This window comes from Marinobacter sp. CA1, from assembly GCF_020546665.1.
Classification (GTDB): domain Bacteria; phylum Pseudomonadota; class Gammaproteobacteria; order Pseudomonadales; family Oleiphilaceae; genus Marinobacter; species Marinobacter xestospongiae.
This window is the reverse complement of sequence record NZ_CP071785.1, coordinates 2,873,375-2,897,706: the sequence shown is the minus strand read 5'-3', so window position 1 is coordinate 2,897,706 and position 24,332 is coordinate 2,873,375. Positions and strand designations below refer to the sequence as shown.

Annotated in this window: 21 protein-coding genes and 1 pseudogene; 16 read left to right on the top strand and 6 right to left on the bottom strand. The window is 61.9% G+C overall.

What is annotated here, in order from left to right; all coding sequences use genetic code 11:
• Positions 1 to 2: 2 nt before the first annotated feature.
• From dnaE to J2887_RS13145, 16 genes are all read left to right on the top strand, one after another.
• Positions 3 to 3,482, top strand: a complete 3,480-nt coding sequence (gene dnaE / locus J2887_RS13220; RefSeq protein WP_228752816.1) for a DNA polymerase III subunit alpha — start codon at positions 3 to 5, stop codon at positions 3,480 to 3,482.
• Between the two features lie 150 nt (positions 3,483 to 3,632).
• On the top strand, positions 3,633 to 4,586 hold the full coding sequence (gene accA, locus J2887_RS13215; protein ID WP_227171585.1) for an acetyl-CoA carboxylase carboxyl transferase subunit alpha: 954 nt from the start codon (positions 3,633 to 3,635) through the stop codon (positions 4,584 to 4,586).
• On the top strand, positions 4,570 to 5,913 hold the full coding sequence (tilS, locus tag J2887_RS13210) for a tRNA lysidine(34) synthetase TilS (protein WP_227171584.1): 1,344 nt from the start codon (positions 4,570 to 4,572) through the stop codon (positions 5,911 to 5,913). The genes accA and tilS overlap by 17 nt, the downstream gene beginning before the upstream one ends.
• A 90-nt stretch (positions 5,914 to 6,003) precedes the next feature.
• Positions 6,004 to 7,629 carry a CTP synthase gene (locus J2887_RS13205; RefSeq protein ID WP_227171583.1) on the top strand — a complete coding sequence of 542 codons (1,626 nt, stop codon included), beginning with the start codon at positions 6,004 to 6,006 and terminating at the stop codon, positions 7,627 to 7,629.
• Positions 7,630 to 7,721: 92 nt separating this feature from the next.
• Positions 7,722 to 8,567 (top strand): 3-deoxy-8-phosphooctulonate synthase, encoded by an 846-nt coding sequence (gene kdsA / locus J2887_RS13200; RefSeq protein ID WP_227171582.1) that lies wholly within the window; start codon positions 7,722 to 7,724, stop codon positions 8,565 to 8,567.
• 110 nt (positions 8,568 to 8,677) lie between these two features.
• Positions 8,678 to 9,973, top strand: a complete 1,296-nt coding sequence (eno, locus tag J2887_RS13195; protein ID WP_227171581.1) for a phosphopyruvate hydratase — start codon at positions 8,678 to 8,680, stop codon at positions 9,971 to 9,973.
• A gap of 136 nt (positions 9,974 to 10,109) precedes the next feature.
• Positions 10,110 to 10,382: a septum formation initiator family protein gene (locus J2887_RS13190; RefSeq protein ID WP_227171580.1), complete on the top strand. Its 273-nt coding sequence runs from the start codon at positions 10,110 to 10,112 to the stop codon at positions 10,380 to 10,382.
• 40 nt (positions 10,383 to 10,422) lie between these two features.
• On the top strand, positions 10,423 to 11,139 hold the full coding sequence (gene ispD, locus J2887_RS13185) for a 2-C-methyl-D-erythritol 4-phosphate cytidylyltransferase (RefSeq protein WP_227176123.1): 717 nt from the start codon (positions 10,423 to 10,425) through the stop codon (positions 11,137 to 11,139).
• 15 nt (positions 11,140 to 11,154) lie between these two features.
• Positions 11,155 to 11,640 (top strand): 2-C-methyl-D-erythritol 2,4-cyclodiphosphate synthase, encoded by a 486-nt coding sequence (gene ispF / locus J2887_RS13180; protein WP_227171579.1) that lies wholly within the window; start codon positions 11,155 to 11,157, stop codon positions 11,638 to 11,640.
• Positions 11,630 to 12,676 (top strand): tRNA pseudouridine(13) synthase TruD, encoded by a 1,047-nt coding sequence (gene truD, locus J2887_RS13175; RefSeq protein WP_227171578.1) that lies wholly within the window; start codon positions 11,630 to 11,632, stop codon positions 12,674 to 12,676. Before ispF ends, truD begins: the two co-directional genes overlap by 11 nt.
• Positions 12,677 to 12,821: 145 nt before the next feature.
• Complete coding sequence (surE, locus tag J2887_RS13170; RefSeq protein ID WP_227171577.1) at positions 12,822 to 13,574, top strand: 5'/3'-nucleotidase SurE; 753 nt, start codon at positions 12,822 to 12,824, stop codon at positions 13,572 to 13,574.
• Entirely contained in the window at positions 13,571 to 14,227 is a 657-nt protein-coding gene (locus J2887_RS13165) for a protein-L-isoaspartate(D-aspartate) O-methyltransferase (RefSeq protein WP_227171576.1), read from the top strand. The genes surE and J2887_RS13165 overlap by 4 nt, the downstream gene beginning before the upstream one ends.
• Positions 14,224 to 15,186 (top strand): DUF368 domain-containing protein, encoded by a 963-nt coding sequence (locus J2887_RS13160; RefSeq protein ID WP_227171575.1) that lies wholly within the window; start codon positions 14,224 to 14,226, stop codon positions 15,184 to 15,186. Before J2887_RS13165 ends, J2887_RS13160 begins: the two co-directional genes overlap by 4 nt.
• A 332-nt stretch (positions 15,187 to 15,518) precedes the next feature.
• A complete protein-coding gene (locus J2887_RS13155; protein WP_228752881.1) occupies positions 15,519 to 16,289 on the top strand; it encodes a peptidoglycan DD-metalloendopeptidase family protein in 771 nt (256 codons plus the stop codon).
• Between the two features lie 178 nt (positions 16,290 to 16,467).
• A complete protein-coding gene (gene rpoS / locus J2887_RS13150; protein WP_227171573.1) occupies positions 16,468 to 17,469 on the top strand; it encodes an RNA polymerase sigma factor RpoS in 1,002 nt (333 codons plus the stop codon).
• A 232-nt stretch (positions 17,470 to 17,701) separates the two neighbouring features.
• Entirely contained in the window at positions 17,702 to 18,277 is a 576-nt protein-coding gene (locus J2887_RS13145) for a chalcone isomerase family protein (protein ID WP_227171572.1), read from the top strand.
• Between the two features lie 53 nt (positions 18,278 to 18,330).
• Here J2887_RS13145 and nth read toward each other — a convergent pair whose 3' ends face one another.
• The 6 genes and pseudogenes from nth to rsxB form a co-directional block, all read right to left on the bottom strand.
• Positions 18,331 to 18,969, bottom strand: a complete 639-nt coding sequence (gene nth / locus J2887_RS13140) for an endonuclease III (protein ID WP_227171571.1) — start codon at positions 18,967 to 18,969, stop codon at positions 18,331 to 18,333.
• A 16-nt stretch (positions 18,970 to 18,985) separates the two neighbouring features.
• On the bottom strand, positions 18,986 to 19,702 hold the full coding sequence (locus tag J2887_RS13135; protein WP_227171570.1) for an electron transport complex subunit E: 717 nt from the start codon (positions 19,700 to 19,702) through the stop codon (positions 18,986 to 18,988).
• A gap of 2 nt (positions 19,703 to 19,704) precedes the next feature.
• Positions 19,705 to 20,355, bottom strand: a complete 651-nt coding sequence (rsxG, locus tag J2887_RS13130) for an electron transport complex subunit RsxG (RefSeq protein ID WP_227171569.1) — start codon at positions 20,353 to 20,355, stop codon at positions 19,705 to 19,707.
• Between the two features lies 1 nt (position 20,356).
• Positions 20,357 to 21,409, bottom strand: coding sequence for an electron transport complex subunit RsxD (gene rsxD / locus J2887_RS13125; RefSeq protein WP_227171568.1), 1,053 nt, complete (start codon positions 21,407 to 21,409; stop codon positions 20,357 to 20,359).
• A gap of 531 nt (positions 21,410 to 21,940) precedes the next feature.
• Positions 21,941 to 23,755 (bottom strand): annotated as a pseudogene (gene rsxC / locus J2887_RS13120) (electron transport complex subunit RsxC); the annotation flags it as partial.
• Positions 23,755 to 24,330: an electron transport complex subunit RsxB gene (rsxB, locus tag J2887_RS13115; protein WP_228752880.1), complete on the bottom strand. Its 576-nt coding sequence runs from the start codon at positions 24,328 to 24,330 to the stop codon at positions 23,755 to 23,757. The pseudogene rsxC and the gene rsxB, both read right to left, overlap by 1 nt.
• Between the last annotated feature and the right edge of the window lie 2 nt (positions 24,331 to 24,332).

Here is a 24,332-nt window from a genome sequence, read left to right as displayed (position 1 = left end):
CCTTGCCTGATACCTTTGTACACCTCCGTGTCCACTCCGAGTACTCCATGGTGGACGGCCTGGTCCGGGTCAAACCGCTGATAGGCCGCGTCGCGGACATGGGCATGCCCGCTGTGGGCCTGACCGAGCAATCAAACCTGTGTTCCCTGGTGCGTTTCTACAAGGCCGCTGTGGGTGCCGGGGTGAAGCCCATCATCGGCGCCGATCTCTGGGTGGAGAACCCGGATGATCCGGAAGTGCCGTTCCGTCTGACCCTGTTGGCCCGCAACCAGACCGGTTACCTCCATCTCACCGAGATCATTTCCCGTGGTTACACCGAAGGCCAGCGCTACGGCAAACCCATCATCCAGCGTGCCTGGCTGGAGGAGAAAGCGGCCGGGCTGATCGCCCTGTCCGGCGCCAAGATGGGGGACGTTGGCAAGGCCCTGCTGGCGGGCAAGACCGACCTGGCCCGGGAGCGGGCGCGGTACTGGATGTCGCTCTATCCGCAGGCGTTTTATCTGGAGCTGCAGCGTACCGGGCGACCGGGGGATGAGGACTGTCTGCATCACAGCGTGGCCCTGGCCGCTGAGTTGGGCTGCCCGGTGGTGGCCACCAATGACGTTCACTTCCTGGCGCCGGAGGATTTCGAGGCCCACGAGGCCCGGGTCTGTATCGGTGAGAGCCGAACCCTGGATGATCCGCGCCGGGATCGCCGATTCAGCGACCAGCAGTACCTGCGCAGCGCGGAGGAGATGATCGAGTTATTCTCTGACATCCCCGAAGCGGTCGAGAACACGGTGGAGATTGCCCGCCGCTGTTCGGTGAAAGTGCGGATGGGGGAGTACTTCCTGCCCAACTACCCGATCCCTGACGGCATGACCATGGATGACTACTTCCGCCAGGTGTCGGAAGAGGGGCTGGAAGGGCGCCTGGAGACCATTCTCAGCAAGGACGACCCGGCGTACGACGACAAGCGTGCGGCCTACTACAAGCGGCTCAACTTCGAGCTGGACATCATCATCCAGATGGGGTTCCCGGGCTACTTTCTGATCGTTATGGACTTCATCAAGTGGGCCAAGAACAACGGCGTGCCCGTTGGCCCGGGGCGAGGCTCCGGTGCCGGCTCCCTGGTGGCCTATGCGCTGCTGATCACCGATCTGGACCCGCTGGAATACGACCTGCTGTTCGAGCGATTCCTCAACCCGGAACGGGTCTCCATGCCTGACTTTGACGTCGACTTCTGTATGGAAGGGCGGGACCGGGTCATTGACTACACCGCCGAGAAGTACGGTCGTGAGGCGGTGTCCCAGATCATCACCTTCGGAACCATGGCCGCGAAGGCGGTGGTGCGCGACGTTGCCCGGGTTCAGGGCAAGTCATACGGACTGGCGGACAAGCTGTCCAAGCTGATCCCCTTCGAGCCGGGGATGACGCTTGAGCGTGCGATCGCGGAGGAGCCGCAGCTCAAGGAATTCCTGGAGCAGGACGAAGAAGCCCAGGAAATCTGGGAGATGGCCCTCAAGCTCGAGGGGGTCTGCCGGAACGCCGGTAAGCACGCCGGTGGGGTGGTCATCGCACCCACCAAGATCACCGACTTTTCCGCCCTGTACTGTGATGATGAGGGCGGCAGCCTGGTCACCCAGTTCGACAAGGGGGACGTGGAAGACGCCGGTCTGGTGAAGTTCGACTTCCTCGGTCTGCGGACGCTGACCATCATCAAGTGGGCGTTGAACATGATCAACCCGCGCCGTTCCACGCGTGGGGAAGACGAGCTGGACATCAGTGCCATTCCACTGGATGACAAGCCGTCGTTCGAGATGCTCAAGCGAGCTGAGACCACCGCGGTATTCCAGCTGGAATCCCGGGGCATGAAGGACCTGATCCGCCGCCTGCAACCGGACTCCCTGGAAGATATGATCGCCCTGGTGGCGCTGTTCCGTCCGGGGCCGCTGCAGTCTGGCATGGTGGACGACTTCATCGACCGTAAGCACGGCCGCCAGCCGATGTCCTATCCTCACCCGGATTACCAGTATCAAGGCCTGCAACCAGTGCTGGAGCCGACCTATGGGGTCATCCTCTACCAGGAACAGGTCATGCAGATTGCCCAGGTGATGGCTGGCTATACCCTGGGGGGCGCCGACATGCTGCGGCGGGCAATGGGTAAGAAAAAGCCGGAGGAGATGGCCAAACAGAAGGCCATCTTCCTGGATGGCTGTGAGAACAACGGCATCGACAAGACCCTGGCGGAGAACATCTTTGACCTGGTGGAAAAGTTCGCCGGCTACGGCTTCAACAAATCCCACTCCGCGGCGTACGCCCTGGTGTCCTACCAGACCCTGTGGCTGAAGGCGCATTATCCCGCCGAATTCATGGCCGCGGTACTCACTGCCGATATGCAGAACACCGACAAGGTGGTGACGCTGGTGGAAGAGTGTCGCAACATGAAGCTCGACCTGCTGGTGCCGGATGTCAGTCGCTCCGAGTACACCTTCACGGTTAACGACAACGGCCAGATTGTCTATGGCCTCGGGGCCATCAAGGGGCTCGGGGAAGGCCCGATCCAGAGCGTGGTGGAAGGCCGCACCGATGGTCCCTATCAGGACCTGTTTGATTTCTGCGCCCGGGTCGATCTCAAGAAGATCAACAAGCGGGCCCTGGAGGCGCTGATCCGCTCCGGCGCCATGGACAAGCTGGGAGCCAGCCGTGCCCAGTTGATGGCCAGTATCGACAAGGCCCTGCAGCAGGCCAACCAGCAGTCCCGCAACGAATCGGCGGGCATGGTGGATATGTTTGGCGACATGCTGGCCGGCGGTGACGGCGGCAACCCCTACGAGGACGTCACCGGTGTACGGGAGTGGCCGGAGAAGGAGCGCCTGAAAGGTGAGAAAGACACCCTCGGGTTGTACCTCACCGGTCATCCGTTTGATGAGTATGAGAAAGAAGTGCGTCGGTTTGTCCGCTGCGCCATTGCCGACCTCAAGCCCAACAAATCGCCACAGCGGGTCGCCGGACTGGTGGTGGCCCAGCGCACCATGAAGACCAAGACCGGGTCCACCATGTGCTTCATCACCCTGGACGACCGCAGTGCCCGCATCGAAGCCACCCTGTTCTCCGAGGCCTTTATTGAGAATCGTGAGCTGCTGGGATCGGATCAGGTTATCGTGGTGGAAGGGCAGGTCAGTCACGACGATTACTCCGGCCAGATGAAAATGCGGGTCAGTACCGTGATGGACGTCGCCACGGCGCGTCAGCGGTTCAGTCGCGGGCTGAAACTGTCGTTGCATGCCGACCAACTACAAAATGGTCTGCTCGACAGGCTGGACGGCCTGCTGCGACCATGCCGCTGTGACGGCAGCCCGGTGTGGGTGGATTACCAGAGCCAGGATGCGGCCACCCGGATAGAACTGGGCGACAGCTGGCGGGTTGAGCCCAATGATGAATTGCTCTGGGAACTCAAGCACCTGGTGGGCGACCGGGGGGTGGAACTGGTCTATGATTGAGGGCGGGCGGACGCTGTAGCCATTGGTCGCACCTTATACCAAGGTCCGCTTCAGCGACCCGTTTAGCGCTGTTATTGTTTGCCGAAATTGTTGGCAGAAATTCGACTGGTGAGGGCGAGCCTCGCCCAGCAACCTGATTGACGGAACATCATGAATCCCAATTACCTGGACTTTGAACAGCCGATCGCCGACCTGGAAGCCAAGATCGAAGAGCTTCGCATGGTGGGCAACGATACCGACATCAACATCAGCGATGAAATCAACCGCCTGCGCAGCAAAAGCGTGAGCCTGACTGAGTCGATCTTTTCCGACCTCAAGTCGTGGGATATCGCCCGTCTGGCCCGGCACCCACGCCGGCCCTATACCCTGGACTACATCGAGACCATGTTTGACGACTTCGATGAGTTCCACGGTGACCGCGCCTACGCCGATGATCAGGCCATTGTCGGCGGCACCGCCCGCCTGGACGGTAAACCGGTGATGATCATCGGCCACCAGAAGGGCCGGGAAGTGCGTGACAAGGTTCGCCGCAACTTCGGCATGCCGCGTCCGGAAGGTTACCGCAAGGCCGTCCGGTTGATGGAAATGGCCGAGCGTTTCAAACTGCCGGTGCTGACCTTTATCGATACCCAGGGAGCCTACCCCGGTATCGGTGCCGAGGAGCGTGGCCAGAGCGAGGCCATCGCCCACAACCTGGCGGTGATGTCCCGTCTGAAGACGCCGGTGATCTCCACCGTGATTGGCGAAGGTGGTTCCGGTGGCGCCCTGGCCATTGGTGTCTGCGATCGCCTGCTGATGCTGCAGTATTCGACCTACGGGGTGATTTCTCCGGAAGGGTGTGCGTCGATCCTGTGGAAGAGCGCCGAGTACGCCGCCCAGGCGGCTGAGGCCATGGGCGTAACCGCCGACCGGCTGAAAGAACTGGGCGTGGCGGATCGCCTGATCGATGAACCCTTGGGTGGTGCCCACCGTGACCCCGAGGCCATGTCGGCATCCCTCAAGGCGGCACTGATCGATGAGCTGGAAGAACTTCAGCGGCTGCCGGAAGACGAGCTGCTGTCCCGTCGCTATGAGCGTCTGACCCGGTATGACAACGGACGGTAAACGCCGTCCCGCTGCGTCATCCTGGCCTGATTCCCTGCTCGCACCTCTGCGGGCGCTGCCGGATGACGGCCCTCTCCTGATTGCCCTCAGTGGTGGCATGGACTCGGTGGTGTTGTTGCACGCCGCGGTCCATTGCCTGGCTGAACGCCCCGGTGGTCTTGCCGCCCTCCACATCAACCATCAGCTCCAGCCCAACGCTGACGACTGCGAAGCGTTCTGTCGTGAGCTGTGTGCCTCCCTGGGGGTGGCCTGTCAGGTGACACGGGTCACGGTGCCGCAGGGAGCGACCGGTGGTCGCGGTGGACTGGAAGCCGCGGCCCGGGAGGCCCGTTATCAGGCATTTGAAGCGGCGCTCGCCCAGGGCGGCAACCTGCTGATGGCGCACCACCAGGATGACCAGGCTGAAACGGTGCTGTTCCGGCTGCTGCGGGGCTCTGGTCCGGCGGGGTTGGCGGGCATGCCCCGACAGCGACCGTTGGGCGGTGGCCGGCTGGTACGGCCGTTCCTGGAGCTCTCACGACAGCAATTGCAGGGTTGGGCCGACAGCGCGGGTTATCGCTGGGTGGAAGACCCCAGCAATCAGGACACCGGGTTTGATCGCAACTTCCTCCGCCACCGTGTCCTGCCGCTGCTGAAACAGCGTTGGCCGACGGTGCTTAAACGACTGCAGCGCAGTGCTGAGGCCTGTGACGAGGGGGCTCAGCTGGCGTCGTCGCTGGCGCGCCTGCACCATCAACAGGTGGCCTCCTGTGACGGCGGCCTGCGGGTGGCTGAGCTGGCCCGACTTACCGGGCCAGAGCAGAAAAACCTGCTACGCTGGTGGATAGGCCAGCGGGGGCTGCCAGTGCCGGAACGTCAGGACTGGCGCGCGTCCCTGGCCGAGCTCACCGACGCGGGCGAGGATCGTCAACCCGAACTGGTCGGGCAGGGCTTTGTGCTTCGGCGCTACCGCGGCACCCTCTATCTGGTCTCGTCGGAGCAGCCGCTGCCCCAACCTTGTTGGCTGGAGCCGGGACGGCCGACCCGATGGGGCGACTGGCGCCTGACTCTGGAGCCGGTGGTGGCGCCGAGTACGCAAATACCGAAAATCCGACTGTCGACCCGACAGGGGGGGGAGCGTCTCAGACCCGACCCCGGCGGGCCCTCCCGGGCCCTGAAAACCTGGTTGCAGGAACAGGCCGTTCCGCCTTGGGAACGGGCGCGGTTACCGGTTCTGACGGAGCTTGGCGAGGTGGTCGCCGTCGGCGATTTCTGGATCTCGCCGAAGTACGCCGGAGCGGCGCCAGAGCGCGGCTGGCGGATTGTTGTGGAGCGGTATTGTGATTGAGAAGGTGGGGCGGTTCTGGTAGTCTGGCGTCCCATCTTGAGATGACAATCTCCCTCCTTCACCGAATCAGATAAATCACACGGAATCTGCATGACGCGTTATATTTTCGTCACCGGCGGTGTCGTGTCCTCCTTGGGGAAAGGTATCGCTTCCGCCTCTCTGGCAGCGATCCTGGAGGCACGCGGCCTGAAGGTCACCATCCTCAAGCTGGACCCCTACATTAACGTCGACCCGGGCACGATGAGCCCCTTCCAGCACGGCGAAGTGTTCGTGACGGAGGACGGCGCCGAGACGGATCTTGATCTGGGCCATTATGAGCGGTTCATCCGCACGCCCATGACGCGCCGCAACAACTTCACCACCGGTCGGGTGTATGAAGAAGTCATCCGCAAAGAGCGCCGGGGTGATTACCTCGGGGGCACGGTGCAGGTGATTCCTCACATCACCGACGAGATCAAACGCCGGGTCATTGAAGGCGCTGCCGGTGCCGACGTGGCGCTGGTGGAGATCGGCGGCACCGTGGGTGACATCGAATCGCTACCGTTCCTGGAAGCCACCCGCCAGCTCAAGGTGGAAGTGGGCCCGCAGCGTGCGCTGTTCATGCACCTGACCCTGGTACCGTACATTGCTACGGCCGGCGAAGTGAAAACCAAGCCGACCCAGCACTCGGTGAAGGAAATGCGCTCCATCGGTCTGCAGCCGGACATCCTGCTGTGCCGCTCCGAGCACGAAGTGGATGTCAGCTCCCGCCGTAAGATTGCGCTGTTCACCAACGTTGAAGAGCGCGCGGTGATTCCGTTGCAGGATGCCAAAACCATCTATGCCATCCCGCGGATGCTGAACGAGCATGGTCTGGACCAGTTGATCATCGACCGCTTCAACCTGGAAGCCGGCGATGTGGATCTGGGTGAGTGGGACGCCGTGGTGGATTCCCAGCTTAACCCGGACAACGAAGTCACCATCGCCATGGTCGGCAAGTACATGGAGCTGCTCGACGCCTACAAGTCGCTGATCGAATCCCTGCTCCATGCCGGCATCAAGACCCGTACCAAGGTCAATATCAATTACATCGACTCTGAAGACATTGAGCGCGAAGGCACGGCGGCGCTGGAATCCGCCGACGCCATTCTGGTGCCCGGTGGCTTCGGTGAGCGCGGCGTGGAAGGCAAGATCCGCACCGTACAGTATGCCCGCGAGAACAAGGTGCCGTATCTCGGGATCTGTCTGGGCATGCAGGTGGCGGTGATCGAATATGCCCGCCACGTTGCCGGTCTTGCGGATGCCCACAGCACCGAGTTCCGTGAACACACGCCGTCGCCGGTGGTGGGCCTGATCACCGAGTGGCTGGATGCCAGCGGCGAGCGCGAAGAGCGCACCAGCGACTCCGACCTGGGTGGCACCATGCGCCTGGGCGCCCAGGACTGCGCGCTGACCGAAGGCTCCACCATTGCCGATTGCTACGGCAAGAAGGTGATTCGCGAACGTCATCGCCACCGTTACGAAGTCAACAATCACTTCGTCTCGCAGCTTGAGGAGGCCGGGCTTCGCATTTCCGGGCGTTCCACCGACGGCGCGTTGGTGGAAGTGGTGGAAGTGGCCGACCATCCCTGGTTTGTGGCCTGTCAGTTCCATCCGGAGTTCACGTCGACCCCACGGGATGGCCATCCGCTGTTCCAGGGCTTTGTGGAAGCCGCCCTGGCTCGACACCAGGGGTAACACCTTTTTTGACACCGACGCCGGTGCGGTCTTCCGCACCGGCGTTTTGATTTGCCGGCCCCGTGCCGGCACCGGACAGGAACACGACCGTCATGGCCCAGTCCCAAGTTACCGTTGCCGACATCCCCATTGCCAACGATCAGCCGTTCGTTCTTTTCGGCGGTATGAACGTGCTGGAATCCCGGGACATGGCTTTCGAGGTAGCAGAAGCCTACGTTGAAGTCACCCGCAAGCTTGGCATTCCCTATGTGTTCAAGGCCTCGTTCGACAAGGCCAATCGCTCGTCAGTCAGTTCATTCCGTGGCCCCGGCCTGGAGCAGGGGGTGCAGTTGCTGGCCGACATCAAGGAACGCTTCAACGTTCCGGTGATTACCGACGTGCACGAGCCGCACCAGGCCCAGCCCGTCGCGGAAGTCTGCGACGTGATCCAGCTGCCAGCCTTCCTCAGCCGGCAGACCGACCTGGTGGTGGCCATGGCCAAAACCGGTGCCGCCATCAACATCAAGAAAGCCCAGTTTCTGGCCCCGCAGGAGATGCAGCACATCATCCGCAAATGCGAGGAAGCCGGTAACGATCGCATTATTCTGTGCGAGCGTGGCACCAGCTTTGGTTACAACAACCTGGTGGTGGACATGCTCGGTTTCGGCATCATGAAGTCGCTGCAGGTACCGGTGTTTTTTGACGTCACCCACGCCCTGCAGATGCCGGGTGGCCGTGCTGACTCCGCGGGCGGTCGTCGTGCCCAGGTCTGCGATCTGGCCCGTGCGGGCATGTCCCAGGGGCTGGCCGGACTGTTTCTGGAGGCTCATCCGGACCCGAATCAGGCCAAGTGTGACGGCCCCTGCGCGTTGCGGCTGAGCCAGTTGGAGCCGTTTCTGCGCCAGGCCAAGGCGATGGATGAGCTGGTGAAGTCATTTGAGGCGATCGACACCGCCTGATCTGCATCAGGCGCCTCGAGCCGGGCGTCCCGAACCGGGCGTCCCGATATCCGCATTCGTACTGAACCCATAACGTTGATCTGATTACAGAACGTTGGAGAAAAAAACGCATGACCACAATTGCCAACATCAAAGCCCGTGAAGTGCTGGATTCCCGTGGTAACCCCACTGTAGAAGCCGATGTGATCCTGGAAGACGGTACCGTCGGCCGGGCCTGTGCGCCGTCCGGTGCCTCCACCGGTTCCCGCGAGGCGCTGGAGCTGCGCGATCAGGACGCCAGTCGCTACCTGGGCAAGGGTGTCACCAAGGCGGTGGCTGCGGTGAACGGAGCGATCCATGACGCACTGCTGGGCAAAGATGCGGCCGATCAGCGCGGTCTGGACAACATCATGCTGGAGCTGGACGGCACCGAAAACAAGGCCAAGCTCGGCGCCAACGCCATCCTCGCGGTGTCCCTGGCGGCTGCGAAGGCGGCGGCTGCTTCCCTGGGCAAGCCGCTGTATGAGCACATCGCTGACATCAACGGCACCTCCGGCCAGTTCAGCATGCCGGTCCCGATGATGAATATCCTCAACGGCGGCGAACACGCCGACAACAACGTGGATATCCAGGAGTTCATGGTTCAGCCGGTGGCGGCCAAGAGCTTTGCTGAAGCTCTGCGTATCGGCGCCGAGATCTTCCACAGCCTGAAAAAGGTACTGAAGGCTCAGGGTCTGAACACCGCGGTGGGCGATGAGGGCGGTTTTGCTCCGAACCTGCCATCCAACGAAGCGGCTCTGGCAGCTATCCAGGAAGCGGTGGAGAACGCCGGGTACGAGTTGGGCAAGGATGTGACCCTGGCCCTCGACTGCGCGTCCTCCGAGTTCTTCAAGGATGGCCAGTACCAACTCTCCGGTGAAGGCAAGTCCTTCGATTCCGCCGGCTTTGCCGACTACCTGGCCGGTCTTTGCGAGCGCTTCCCCATTGTGTCCATCGAAGATGGCATGGACGAGAGCGACTGGGACGGCTGGAAGGTGCTGACCGAGAAGCTGGGGGACAAGGTGCAGCTGGTGGGTGACGACCTGTTTGTCACCAATACCAAGATCCTCAAACAGGGCATCGACAAGGACATCGCCAACTCGATCCTGATCAAGTTCAACCAGATCGGCAGCCTGAGCGAAACCCTGGACGCCATCAAGATGGCCCAGGACGCTGGCTACACTGCGGTTATTTCCCACCGTTCCGGTGAAACCGAGGACACCACCATCGCTGATCTGGCGGTGGCCACCTGTGCCGGCCAGATCAAGACGGGTTCGCTGTGCCGTTCAGACCGGGTTGCCAAGTACAACCAGCTGCTGCGGATTGAGGGCGAACTGGCTGAACGGGCGCCGTATCGTGGTCTGACCGAGATCAAAGGCCAGGGCTGATACCGTAAACGTGGCCTAACCGGTTAGGTTCGGCTAAACTCTTAAGGCTGCCGATTATCTTTAGGGTGTAACCTACGGATTCGGCAGCTTTTATGTTTCTGGCAACCCGTCCCCATAGGACAAGTCGAGCGCTCAAATGAAGGTTTTATGGTCGGTGATGATTATCATCATTCTCCTGCTGCAACTGCGGTTGTGGGTGGGGGAGGGCAGTTTTGCCCAGGTCTGGAGCCTGCAGGAATCCATTGCGGCGCAACAGGCAGAGAATGCCACCCTCGCCGCCCGTAACCAGCGGCTTTACGCTGAAGTTCGTAACCTGCGTCATCAGCAGGGGGCGATCGAAGAGCGCGCGCGGATGAATCTGGGGCTGATTCGCCAGGACGAGACCTTCTTCCTGGTGGTTGAGCCCTGAACCTGCCATAGGCCGGCAACCCCTGAGTCTGACAGCAATGATGAACAGTCCCCGTCTCTGGCTGGTAATCCCGGCCGCTGGGGTGGGTCGGCGCATGGCCGCCGATTGTCCCAAGCAGTATCTCCGTATCCACAATCGCTACGTGTTGGACATTACTCTGTCCCGGGTGCTGGACTTTGCACCGTTTGCCGGCTGCGTGGTGGCATTGAACCCCGAAGATGGTTACTGGTCTGAGACCGATGCCAGCAAAGACCCCCGAATTCAGACCTGTGCCGGGGGCCAGGAGCGGGCGGACTCAGTGCTGGCTGCCTTGCAGGCACTGGACGCCCGGGCGGCAGACGACGACTGGGTGCTGGTACACGATGTTGCCCGGCCCTGCCTGATGGCGGAAGACCTCACCCGACTGTTGGAGCGGCTGGCAGCGGATGAGGTGGGTGGCCTGCTGGCAGCGCCTGTGAGCGATACCATCAAACGTGTGCCCAAAGGCCGTGACCAGGTCACGGCCACCGAAGACCGCAGCCTCCTGTGGCGGGCGCTGACACCGCAGATGTTCCGCTACCGGACGCTCTGCGCGGCGTTGACTCAGGGGTTGCAGGCTGGACAGCCGATCACCGATGAGGCATCCGCCATTGAACTGGCAGGCCTGATACCTCGGGTGGTCGAGGGGCGTCCAGACAACCTCAAGATTACCGTGCCGGCGGACTTGGCCCTGGCAGAATTCATTCTCGGGCAATCCACCGCCCGCGATCAGCAGTAAGAGCAGGAGAACCCCATGCGGATAGGCCAAGGCTTCGATGTCCACGCGTTTTGTGACGGCGACCGGGTGATACTGGGCGGTGTGAGTATTCCCCACAGTCAGGGACTCAAGGCCCATTCCGACGGTGATGTGCTGTTGCACGCCCTGGCCGACGCCCTGCTCGGTGCCCTGGCACTGGGGGACATTGGTCACTTCTTTCCGGATACCAGTGACCAGTGGGCGGGGGCGGACAGCCGCGACCTGTTGCGGCGGGTGATGGCGGAGGTGCACCAGCGGGGCTACCGGGTGGTCAATGTCGACACCACGGTGATTGCCCAGGCACCGAAGATGGCTCCCCACATTGACGCCATGCGGCGGAACATCGCGGAAGACCTGAACGTGGCGGTGGACTGCGTCAGCGTCAAGGCGACGACCACCGAAAAACTCGGGTTCACCGGCCGTCGTGAGGGCATAGCCTGCCAGGCGGTCTGTCTGCTGGAGGCTGCTGACCATGACCGCTGATCCATCACCCTGGTGTCTGGACTGGCCCGTATCCGGTGAAGGCCGGGTTGGCCGGGCAGTGCTCAAGGTATCTCCGGAAACCTTCTTTGTCGACGAGGATCTGGGGCTGCCCGGGTTTCCCGAGGAATGCGGTGCCGATCAGCGCCAGGGGGGAGGTGAGCACCTGTGTCTGCGGCTCGAGAAGTGTGGCGACAACACTGATTATGTGGCCCGCCAGCTGGCCGATCTCGCCGGTTGCCGGGCCCATGAAGTGGGCGTCTGTGGCCTCAAGGATCGCCATGCGGTGACCCGGCAGTGGTTCAGCATCCAGCGACCTGGCCGGGAAGCCGAGGATGTTGACTTCGTGGCGACGGTGGCCGAACGCTGGCCGGTGCTGGCCTGTCACCGTTTCAACCGCAAACTGCGGCGGGGAGACCATCGCGGCAATCGCTTCCGCATTACCCTGGTGGCGGTGGAAGGCGACCGGGCTGCCATCGAATCGGCTCTGAACCTGGTGGCCCGGGAAGGCTGCCCCAACTACTTTGGCCGCCAGCGCTTTGGCCACAACGGTGGTAACCTTGACCGGGCCATTGCCGACGCCAAAAAAGGCCATCGACCCCAGCGTCGCCGTGGTCATGGCAATCGCCAGAAGGCCGGCCTCTACCTCTCTGCTGCCCGTTCCTGGCTGTTCAACGCGGTGCTGGCAGAGCGGGTTCGACAGGGCAATTGGCATCAGCGTTTGCCGGGCGAGCCTGACCCGGAGCGGCCCACGGGCCCTCTGTGGGGGGATGGCGGTACCCGCGCCACTGAGGTTCAGGAAACCCTGGAGCGGCAGGTCGTCGCGGCGATGCCGGAGCTGGAGGCGGTGTTTGCCGCTTCCCGCATGTCGCCCGAGCGGCGTCCGCTGGTGCTGTTACCCGGGCAACTGGAGTGGCAGTGGCCATCAGTGTCCGAGCTGACACTCACGTTTCATCTGCAGGCAGGACAATACGCCACGGCGCTGATTGGCAACGTTTTCGAGCTTCAGGATGCCAGTGGACTCGCAGCCAGCGGCTAAAGCGGGCATATTAGTGGGCTGACTGTCAGGGTTGCAGCGTCGGCTCTGGCAGGGACTTGGTAAAATAACGAAAGGGCTACACCCCACGGACATGATTGCCACGGCGCAGGGATCGCCGGGAGGGTCGGGGCCCGTGGAGATGATTGTGCGTATTCTGTTGTCCAATGATGATGGTGTCCATTCTCCGGGGCTGGTGGCCCTGCATGACGAGCTGAGTGGTCTGGCGGAGCTGGAAGTGGTGGCTCCCGACCGGGATCACAGTGGGGCCAGTAACGCCCTGACCCTGAACCGTCCATTGACGGTGGAACGTCACCCCAACGGCTTCCAGTCGGTGGATGGCACCCCTACCGATTGCGTTCATTTGGCGGTTAACGGCCTGTTTGACGCGCCTTTCGACCGGGTGATCTCCGGTATCAATACCCACGCCAACCTCGGCGACGACGTCATTTACTCCGGCACCGTTGCCGCTGCCACCGAAGGCCGCCACCTGGGCTTGCCGGCGATTGCCATGTCGCTGGCCAGCGAGGGGCGGGGCCATTTCGATACCGCCGCCCGGGTTGCCCGCTTCCTGCTGGAGTGGCGGCGTCCGCTGTCCCTGGGGCCGCGCTGCATCCTCAACGTCAACGTGCCAGACCGTCCCTGGCAGGAGCTGGCCGGATTCCAGGTGACCCGGCTTGGCCACCGCGGGCGTGCCGAAGGGGCGGTGCCAGTCACCTGTCCCCGCGGGCGGGCGCGCTACTGGATTGGCGCCGCCGGGGATGGGGGCGATGATGGTCCGGGTACCGACTTTGCCGCCATTCGCGCCGGTTTCGTATCGGTGACGCCGGTCCAGGTGGACATGACGCGGCACGAAGCGCTGGGCTCGCTGGCACAGTGGCTGGAGGGCGCGAATCAATGAGCAGTGAACTTCAGGGCATAGGCATGACCTCCCGGCGCACGCGGATGCGACTGATCCAGCGCTTGAGGGAGCATGGCATCGACAACGAGCAGGTGCTGGATGTGATGGCGGACGTACCACGCCACATCTTCCTGGACGAGGCGCTGGCTCACCGTGCTTATGAGGACACCGCGCTGCCGATTGGCCATGGCCAAACCCTGTCACAACCCTACATTGTTGCCCGAATGACCTCCGCGCTGATGGCCCATAGTCCCTCCCGGGTGTTGGAGCTGGGAACCGGCTCTGGTTACCAGACCGCCATCCTCGCCAGGCTGGTGGATGAAGTCTTCAGTGTTGAGCGTATCAAACCGTTGCAGGACAGGGCCCGTGATCGCTTGCGTACTCTCGGGGTGAGGAATGTGGTGTTGCGCCATGCGGATGGCGGTATTGGCTGGCCTGAGAAGGGGCCCTTCGATGGCATTATTGTCACCGCCGCACCCAAGGTGCTGCCTTCCGAGTTACTTTCCCAGCTGGCCGACGGTGGTGTGTTGATCGCGCCGGTCGGCGAGACCACCCAGATGCTGGTGCAGACCGTACGCCAGGGCGACGAATTCGTGCAGACCGAACTGGAACCGGTGCGTTTTGTGCCCCTGCTGGGCGGGGTGGTTCGATGAGTCAGGCGGACGATCGCAGCCATAGCGCTCTGGGCATCGCGCTGCGGGGGCTGGCGATGGGCGCAGCCGACATCGTTCCCGGCGTTTCCGGTGGCACCATCGCGTTCATTACCGGTATCTACTTTCGTCTGCTGGCGGCGGTGAACGCCGTACCCTCGGCGGTGTTGGGAGAGCTGCTCAAAGGACGCGTCAAAGCCTTCTGGGTGCGGTGCGACGGCACCTTTCTGACACTATTGCTGGCAGGTATTCTGGTCAGCATCGTGACCATGGCCTCCATGATCAGCTACCTGCTGCAGGCTTATCCGATCCTGTTGTGGAGTTTCTTCTTTGGCCTGATTCTGGCGTCGGTGTGGCACGTGCTGAGGCAACTGCAGCGGCCCGACTGGCCATTGCTGGCGCCCCTGGCGTTGGGTGTGGTGTTTGCCTGGTGGGTAACCACCCTGCCGGTCGGACAGGTGTCACCGTCCGGGCTGGTGCTTTTCGGCGCCGGGGCGCTGGCCATCTGTGCCATGATACTGCCGGGTATTTCTGGCAGCTTCATCCTGGTGATTCTGGGGATGTATGCGCCGGTACTGGCAGCCATCAAGGGTGCCCAGTTTGCCACCCTGGGGCTGTTTGCCGCTGGCTGTCTGGTGGGCCTGCTGTCGATCGCCCGACTGCTGACCTGGGCGATTCACCGCTATCACGATGCCGTAATGGCACTACTGACTGGCTTCATGATTGGTGCGTTGAACAAGGTCTGGCCCTGGAAAGAGACCCTGAGCTGGCGCACCAACAGTGCCGGCGAGCAGGTTCCGTTGAGTCAGGTTAGTGTGTCGCCGGGCCGGTTTAGCGAGCTCACCGGTGAGCCGTCACAGTGGGCGCTGGCCCTGGGGTTAGCCGTTGCGGGCTTTGCGGCCGTGCTGTTGGTGGAGTGGCTGGGGCAGCGTCGACTGCCAAAAGCGGCAGCAAAAACATGACACTGTGTTCGTTTAGTTGTTTTTGCAAAGTGTTACCTATCCGAGCTTTAATCTGTTTCCGCCAGTAACAAATACCAAGAGGCGGTAACTTGGAACTGCACAGAAAATGTGCAATATATTAGCGAGTTAGTGATAACAGTTTAGATCGCCTCCGGTTTTTTATATTGATTTCGAATGGCTAAGACGTTTTTATTCTAACAAAGCTCAACTATCGGCCGACTCGCACCGTGACTCCTGCTTCCCCTTCCAATAGCGCCCGTCAGGGCGCGCAGGGGCAAGGGCGCAACGTCGCCCTCCGTGCCCGCCGCCGCCGCAGCCTGCTGCTGGTGGCGATGTTGCTGTGGCTGGCCGGTTGTAACTCCCAGTCAATCTACAGCGACGATTCCTACAACCCCCCGGTGTACTGGGGTCAGCATGTGGTCAAGCGTGGCGAGACCCTTTACAGCATCGCCTGGCGCTATGGCCGCGATTACCGAGAACTGGGTAACGCCAACGGCATTGATCCGCCGTACCACATCCAGGCGGGGCAGGTTCTGCATCTCGACCGTCGTGGAACTGTAACCTCATCCCGCCAGACTGTGGCCAGTCGGACCCCGTCGGCCTCCCGTAGCAGCTCTGCATCCACCACAAGCCGGGCGTCCTCGAGGGCATCCGCATCCAGTTCACGCAACGGTCAACAGGCGAGTCGTCAGTCTGGCCGGGTGGATACCAACCGCACCCAGACCGTTTCCAGCATCGAGTGGCGCTGGCCTCATGCTGGCACCGTAATTGCAGGATTTTCAACAACTGGCAAGATCAACAAAGGTCTCGATATTGCAGGCAATACCGGTGACCAGATCAGGGCGGCAGCCGCTGGTAATGTTGTCTATGCCGGAAGTGGGTTGCTCGGTTACGGCAACCTGATCATTGTGAACCATAACGAGCACTACCTGAGTGCGTATGCCCATAACCGGAGCATACTCGTGCAAGAAGGGGAGGACGTCCAAGCCGGGCAAGTCATCGCAGAGCTGGGAAACAGCGGAGCGGATAGACCCAAGTTGCACTTTGAAATTCGTAAGAACGGCAACCCAGTCGATCCCTCACGCTACCTGCCTCCTCGCTGACATCCGGCGCCACAGCAAAACCGCATATAACAATACGTCACGTCGATCGCAGGCCTGAAATGCGAGACGGCGGCAACAATGCCCTGAACAAACAACAACGAACGAAACAGCAGGCGTCTGCGACAACTACAAAACAGGCAGACGGATAAACCGGGTCATTCAAAGGCGGGATTAGCATATGTCAGTAGAACATGAAGAACTCATCATCGAACGTGAAACCACTGTTGACGAAGCCGACGATGAAGTCGAGGCCGTTTCCCTTGAAGACAAGAGATCGGCTCAGGAGCAGGACGGCTCCCCCACCAAGGAAGACATACCCCCCCAGGGACGCTATTTCGGCAGCCAGAAACAACTGGATGCCACCCAGCTCTATCTCAATGAGATAGGCTTCTCTCCACTGCTGACGCCGGAGGAAGAGGTCTATTTCGCACGACTGGCCCGAAAAGGTGAGGAAGCCGGTCGCAAGCGGATGATCGAAAGCAACCTGAGGCTGGTGGTGAAAATTGCCCGTCGGTACGTCAATCGCGGCCTGACCCTGCTGGATCTGATCGAGGAAGGCAACCTGGGGCTGATTCGGGCAGTTGAGAAGTTTGATCCCGAGCGCGGGTTCCGCTTCTCTACCTACGCCACCTGGTGGATTCGTCAAACCATTGAACGCGCCATCATGAATCAGACCCGGACCATCCGGCTGCCGATTCATGTGGTCAAGGAGCTCAACCTGTACCTGCGGGCGGCTCGTGAACTGACCCAGAAACTGGACCACGAACCGTCGGCGGAAGAGATCGCCAAGGTGGTGGACAAGCCGGTGGCAGACGTCAAACGCATGCTGGGTCTGAACGAACGGGTCGCCTCGGTGGACACCCCGATCGGCAGCAGCGGTGAGAAGTCTCTGCTGGATACCGTTGCCGATGAGGGCGCGTCCGATCCGGCGGATCTTTTGCAGGACAACAACATGTGCAGCTGCATCGAGAACTGGCTGGACCAGCTCAGCGACAAGCAGCAGGAAGTGTTGTCACGGCGTTTCGGGCTGCGTGGTTATCCTACCAGCACGTTGGAAGAAGTTGGCCAGGAAATTGGCCTGACCCGTGAACGGGTTCGCCAGATCCAGGTCGAAGCGTTGCGCCGGCTTCGGGAAATCCTTGAAAAAGAAGGCCTTTCCGGTAACATGCTGTTCATGTAAACGCTTTCGGGTAGCAAGCCTGGGGGAATCATCCCAGGCTTGCTCGTCGTTGGTTGCGTTCGCCGCAACCCGGAAACCGACCCTCTGTGGTCGGTTTTTTTATGGCGCGCAAATGAGAACCAGGTTACGTCTCGTGTCTGAAGCGCCTTGTTACAATCGGCGAGCGTCATGTTGAGTCGTAATGATGAGCTACGAACCAATACGCAACCATAACAACATAAAGGAAAGGACGATGAACAAGGCCCTATCAACACTGATTTCCGGTTGGGTGCTGTCCGCAGCCCTGTCGACACCTGCCATGGCGTTGACCGTGGAAGGCGTCGATGTACCAGACACCTATACCGCCCAGCAGTCTGAACTGACCCTCAACGGCGCTGGCACCCGTTCCAAGTGGTTTATGGATCTGTACGTCGGTGGTCTATACACCCCGCAGAAGGCCAGTGACGCAGCTGCGGTGATCAATGCCGATGAGCCCCAGGCGATCACCCTGCATATCATCTCCGGGCTGATCACCAGCGAGAAGATGACATCCGCGACCCTGGAAGGCTTTGAAAGTGCCACCGGTGGCAACCTTGCGCCGATCCAGAGCGACGTCAACGCGTTTCTGGATGTCTTCTCCGAGGAAATCAAGGAAGGCGATGTCTTCGATCTGGTCTATCTGCCAGGGGAAGGGGTTCGGGTGCTGAAGAATGGTGACGCTCGCGCCACAGTCGGCGGCCTGGAATTCAAGAAGGCGCTGTTCGGTATCTGGTTGTCCGACGAGCCTGCTCAGGAAGACCTCAAACAGAAAATGCTGGGCCAGCGTTAAGCTAAAGCCCCCGGGCTGACCGCGGCCGTGGTCAGCCTGCGCACGATTACCAGCTACAGGTAATCCCGCTTGTCCTTGAACTCACACAGATCCTCGATCATGCAGATGCCGCACTTCGGTTTGCGGGCGGTACAGGTGTAGCGGCCATGGAGGATCAGCCAGTGGTGAGCATCCAGCAGGAACTCTTTGGGCACCAGCCGGACCAGGCGTTTCTCCACTTCCAGCACGTTCTTGCCCGGCGCTATACCGGTACGGTTTGAGACTCGGAATATATGAGTATCAACCGCCATGGCAGGCTGACCGAAGGCGGTGTTCAGCACCACGTTGGCGGTCTTGCGGCCAACACCGGGCAGCGCTTCCAGCGCCTCGCGGTTGTCCGGCACTTCACCCTGATGCTTCTCCAAAAGCATGCGGCAGGTCTTGATGACGTTCTCGGCCTTGCTGTTGAACAGCCCGATGGTCTTGATGTATTCCTTGAGCCCATCCACCCCCAGGGCCAGAATTGCCTCCGGGGTATTGGCCACCGGGTAAAGCTTGGCCGTGGCCTTGTTGACCCCGACATCGGTGGCCTGCGCCGACAGGATGACGGCGATCAGCAGCTCAAACGGGCTGCTGTAGTTCAGCTCGGTGGTGGGATTGGGGTTGGCATCCCGCAACCGGGTAAAGATTTCAGTACGTTTTTGCTTGTTCATAACAAAAGTTCAGTGCTCAGGATACCTGTCCGGTGACCCGGACCCGTTTGCTGCCCGTGGTTGCCGGCTCCTTGGGGACCTGCGCCTGACGAGCTTTGAGGCGGTTGTCGATGCCGTTCTTGATGGCGATCAGCAGGCCCAACCCGATGAACGCCCCCGGCGGCAGGATCATGAACAGCACGTCCGGGTAGTTGGCCAGGGGGCGGAAACCCCAGTCCGCGGCCATTGGCCCGAGCAACAGGTCCATGTCGGTGAACAGGGTGCCCTGTCCCACCAGCTCCCGGAAGCCACCAAGAATCACCAGCACCGCGAGGAACCCAAGCCCCATCATGGCCCCATCCAGCAGGGCCGGCAGGGGAGGGTTCTTGCTGGCAAAGGCATCGGCCCGGCCCAGTATGGCGCAGTTGGTGACGATCAGCGGGATGAAGATGCCCAGAATCTGGTACAGCTCGTAGGTGAACGCCTGCATCAGCAGTTCGGCGCAGGTAACGAATGACGCAATGATCATCACAAAAGCGGGCAGCCGTACCGAATCGGAGACGAAGTTGCGAATCAGCGACACTGCCAGATTGGAGCCCATCAGCACCAGCAGGGTGGCCAGGCCCAGGCCAATGGCGTTGACCACAGTGCTGGTCACGGCCAGCAGGGGGCACAATCCCAACACCTGAACCAGTGCCGGGTTGTTGCTCCAGAGGCCGTCGCGAATAATCTCGGCGTTGCTCTTGGTGGCCATGGTCAGCGGGACTCCTGTGGCGAGGGCAGGTCGAAGTTTGGTGGTAGCAGCTCCTGATGGGCTGCAAGGTAGCGCAGGCTGCGATAGACCGAACCGGTGACGGCCCGTGGGGTGATGGTGGCGCCGGTGAACTGGTCAAACACGCCGCCATCCTTTACCACTGCCCAACCCGAGGGGGCGGGATTGGTGAGCGAGCGGCCATTGAACGACAGTACCCAATCGGATTTCTTGCGCTCTACCTTGTCTCCCAGTCCCGGGGTTTCCTTGTGACTGGTGACCCGTACCCCAAGAACCTCGCCATTGCTGGCAACGCCCACCAACAGGCGGATATTTCCGGAATAGCCGTTCGGCGCCACCGCGGGCAGAATCAGGCCTACGGCTTCGCCGGCATCGCGGGCTACCCAGGCCTGCACTGGCTGCAGGACACCGAAACGATCGTCAGCAGGCAGGGTGACGGTGTCTTCCAGCAGGTTGTTGTCATGCTGCTGCTCGGGAATGATCTCGAACAGGGCGCGCGCTTCCGCCCGGGCTGCCTGTTCTTCAATACGATCCTTGGTCAGGGCCTGGGTGACGGCGATGGTACCGCCGGTGATCACCGCAAACAGGCCCAGGCCGATAGCGCTACGCCGGATGGATTGGGTTAATGCCGACATCTTAACCTGCCTCCTTGCCGGCCAGTCCACGCCGTGGCTTGTGATGGCCATAGGTGCGCGGAGGGGTGTAGTGATCGATGAAGGGAACGGCAAAGTTCATCAACAGTACGCTAAAGGCGATGGCATCCGGGTAGTTGCCCCAGGTGCGGATGATGTACACCAGAATACCGATGCCTGCCCCGTAGATCAGTTTGCCCTGGTGGCTGGTGGCGGCGGACACCGGGTCGGTGGCGATAAAGAACGCCCCCAGCATAGTGGCGCCGGCCAGCAAGTGGAGGGTTAGTGGCGCGTAGAGGTCCTCATTGCTGCCGAAGGCCAGGCTCATCAGGGCCAGGCCACCGAGCAGGCTGAGTGGTATGTGCCAGGTGATGATTCGCAGCGCCAGCAGTAGCAGACCGCCGGCCAGGAAGGCACCATTGACCCATTCCCAGCCGCGGGCAATACCGTCACCAAAGGTGGGGTGCTGCAGCACTTCGGCGGCGGTATGGGTCGCAATCTGGTGTTTGTACTCATCCAGTGGTGTGGCCATGGTGAAGGCGTCGACCGCCGTCTGCTGTCCGGAGGTTATCGTGGCCAGGGTATCGGCCAGTGACGGGGCGTCCTGCCAGAGCAGGCCGGGCTGGGCCCAGTTGGTGGTCATCGCCACCGGAAACGACACCAAAACCAGGGCGTAACCCACCATGGCGGGATTGAACGGGTTGGCGCCGAGACCGCCGTAGAGCTGCTTCGCCAGAATGATGGCCGCCAACACTGCCACCATCGACACCCACCAGGGGGCGAGTGGCGGCAGGGAAAGACCCAGCAGCAGGCCGGTGACCGCTGCGGTGTTGTCTTTCAGGAAGAGCGCCACCGGCCGTTGCCGCAGCTTGAGCATCACCGCCTCGGCGGCAACGGCCAGCATCACACACCAGATGACGTTGATCAGGTTGCCCCAGCCGAAGAACACGGTCTGCGCCAGCAGCCCGGGAATCGTCGCCAGAATCACCCACAGCATGACCCGGGACGTGGGCCGGGCGCCGCGTGCGTGGGGAGAGGATTGTTGCCTTAGTGCCATGTGCTCGGTGCCTGATGGTAATTGCTGTTGGGGTGCTCAGTCGGCGTCCTGGGTGGTCAGCTGGGCTTTGGCCTCGCTCAGGGCCTGTCGCGCCCGCTGAACCCGATCCTCGTTCTTGGCCACCGCGCGCAGCAGTTTGTCGACATTGTCGCCATTGTTGCTGCGGGCCTCGTCCAGCAGCCCCTGCATGGTCTCCAGTTTGGCCTGGGCCTTGTCGAGCTGCTCCGTGAGGACATTCAGGTCGGGCGGTGATGGCTCCGGGGAGGGCGCTTGCGGTACTTCCTCAGCCACCGGTTCCGGTTCGCTGGTCTGCGCCTGGGCAAGGGCTTCCTCCGCCCGTTTCACCCGGTCTTGGTTTTTCGCCACCGCCCGCTCCAGTTTCTCCACGGTGTCGGCATTGTCCGCCCGGGCCTCGTCCAACAGCGTCTGCATGTTGCTCAGTTTGCCTCGGGCTTTCTCAAGCTGGGTCTTCAGGCTGTCGATTTCTTCGGCACTCGCTGGGGCTTGTACGGGCGCTGGCTGCGCCTCCACAGTGGCTTCGGAGGGCGACGGTTCGCTCGCCTGGGCCAGGGCCTCTTCGGCGCGTTTGAGGCGGTCCTCATTCTTGGCGACCGCCCGCTCCAGCTTGTCGACAGTGCCGTCATTGTTGCTGCGGGCTTCTGTCAGCATGTCCTGCATCTTGGCAAGCTTGTCGCGGGCCTGGTCACGCTGCTTCTCCAGCGTCTCCCGATCCACCGGTGCCGGCGTGGGCGCTGCTTCGGCGTTGCCCTGACTGTTGGCTTTCTTGCGGGCCAGGGCCTGTTGCACCATCGCTGCCTTGGCTGCCCGTTCATCGGCTGCCGGAGCCTCGCTGGCGTCGGCTTCTGTCTTCTGGGCCTGTTCGGCTTCCGCTTGCTTGCGGGCCTGGGCTTCAGCGGCGGCGCGCGCCCGTTCTTTGCGTTTGGCTTCTTTTTCCGCCTGTTCCCGTTCCAGTCTTGCCTGGCGCGCTTCAAAACGCTCGCGGGCGCGATCGGCCTTGGCCTGTTCCGCCTGCTGGGTACGGATTTCGCCCTTGGCGTATCGGTAGTACTGGACCAGCGGGATGGCACTCGGGCAGACGTAGGTGCAGGCACCGCATTCGATGCAGTCGAACAGGTTCTGGTGTTCGGCCTTGTCGAACTCGTTGGCTTTGGCGTACCAGAACAGCTGTTGTGGCAGCAGGTCCATCGGGCACACTTCGGCGCACGCGCCGCAGCGGATGCAGGGCTGTTCCGGCGGCGGCTCAGGCAGCTCCGCAGCGGTGGCGGCAATGACGCAGTTGGTGGTCTTGATCACCGGAATCGCGGTGGTCTGCAGGGTGTAGCCCATCATCGGGCCGCCCAGTACCAGCCGGCTGAGTCGCTCAGACTGCACTCCGGCCTGGGTCAGCAGGTGGTCAATAGGGGTGCCCAGCAGCGTATCGAAGTTGCCCGGGTTGGCGACGGCCTCGCCGGTCACGGTGGTGATTCTCGAGATCAGCGGCTCGCCCAGATCGATGGCGCGATGGACGGCAATCGCAGTGCCGATATTCTGGCACATCACCCCGATGTCGGCCGGAATGCCGCCGTGGGGCACTTCCAGCCCAGTGAGAATCTGTACCAGTTGCTTCTCACCACCAGACGGGTACTTGGTGGGTATCACGCAGACTTCCACCTGGGTGCCCTGACAGGCGGCCCGGATGGCAGCGATGGCCGCCGGCTTGTTGTCTTCAATGGCGATCACGCAGCGCTGGGGGCGAAGTATCCAGGCCATAATTCGCAGCCCGGCCGCCACCTGGTCCGCTCGCTCCCGCATCGCCATATCGTCTGCGGTGATGTAGGGCTCGCACTCGGCACCGTTAAGGATCAGTGTCTCCACTTTACGGTCGGTGGGAGGCTGCAGCTTGATATTGGTGGGGAAACCGGCCCCGCCCATGCCCGCAATGCCGGCCTGGCGAATACGATCCAGGACATCGGTGCGCTCTAACTGGTGGAAATCCGCCACCGGCTGACGATCACACCAGCGGTCGTCGCCGTCCGGGCGCAGGAAAATGCAGACATCGTCCATACCTGAGGGGTGAGGCACCGGATGCGGGCCAATCGCTTCGATGGTGCCGGAAGTAGGGGCATGGACCGGTACCCCGACCGGACCGTCCACCGTGGCCAGGGGCTGCCCTTTGAGGACCTGCTCGCCCACCTCCACGACGGGCACGGCGGGCGCGCCGATGTGTTGCTGCAGCGGCAGGATCAGACGATCCGGCAGGCCGGCAGGCTCGATCTGGCGGGTGGTGGAGAGGTCTTTATTTTCCACCGGGTGTATGCCGCCGGGGAAATCCCAGAGTTTGGTCATCAGGCAACGACTCCCTGGCGATCCGTCGCTATAAGGTTGCTGGCAGGCGGGTTCCAGGTCCAGGTGCGGATATCCGCTTCGACCGTGACCATGTCAATACAGTCCACCGGGCAGGGATCGACACACAGATCGCAGCCGGTGCACTCGCTGGCGATGACCGTGTGCATGTGTTTGGCGGCACCGAGGATGGCGTCTACCGGGCAGGCCTGGATGCACTTGGTGCAGCCGATGCACTCATCCTCACGGATCACCGCGACCCGTTTGGCCTGCTCGACGCCGTGTTCGGCGTCCAGTGGCTGGGGTTCAACGTCCAGCAAGTCTGCCAGGGCCTTGATGGTGGTTTCGCCACCCGGTGGGCATTTGTTGATGGCGTCGCCATTGGCAATGGATTCGGCGTAGGGCCGGCAGCCGGGAAAGCCGCACTGGCCGCACTGGGTCTGGGGCAGAATTGCGTCAATCTGTTCCACCAGTGGGTTGCCTTCCACCCGGAAGCGTTCGGCGGCAAAGCCCAGTAGCCCGCCAAAGGCCAGGGCCAGTAGCAGAAGAACGGCAACGGCGATCAATACGCTGGTCATCA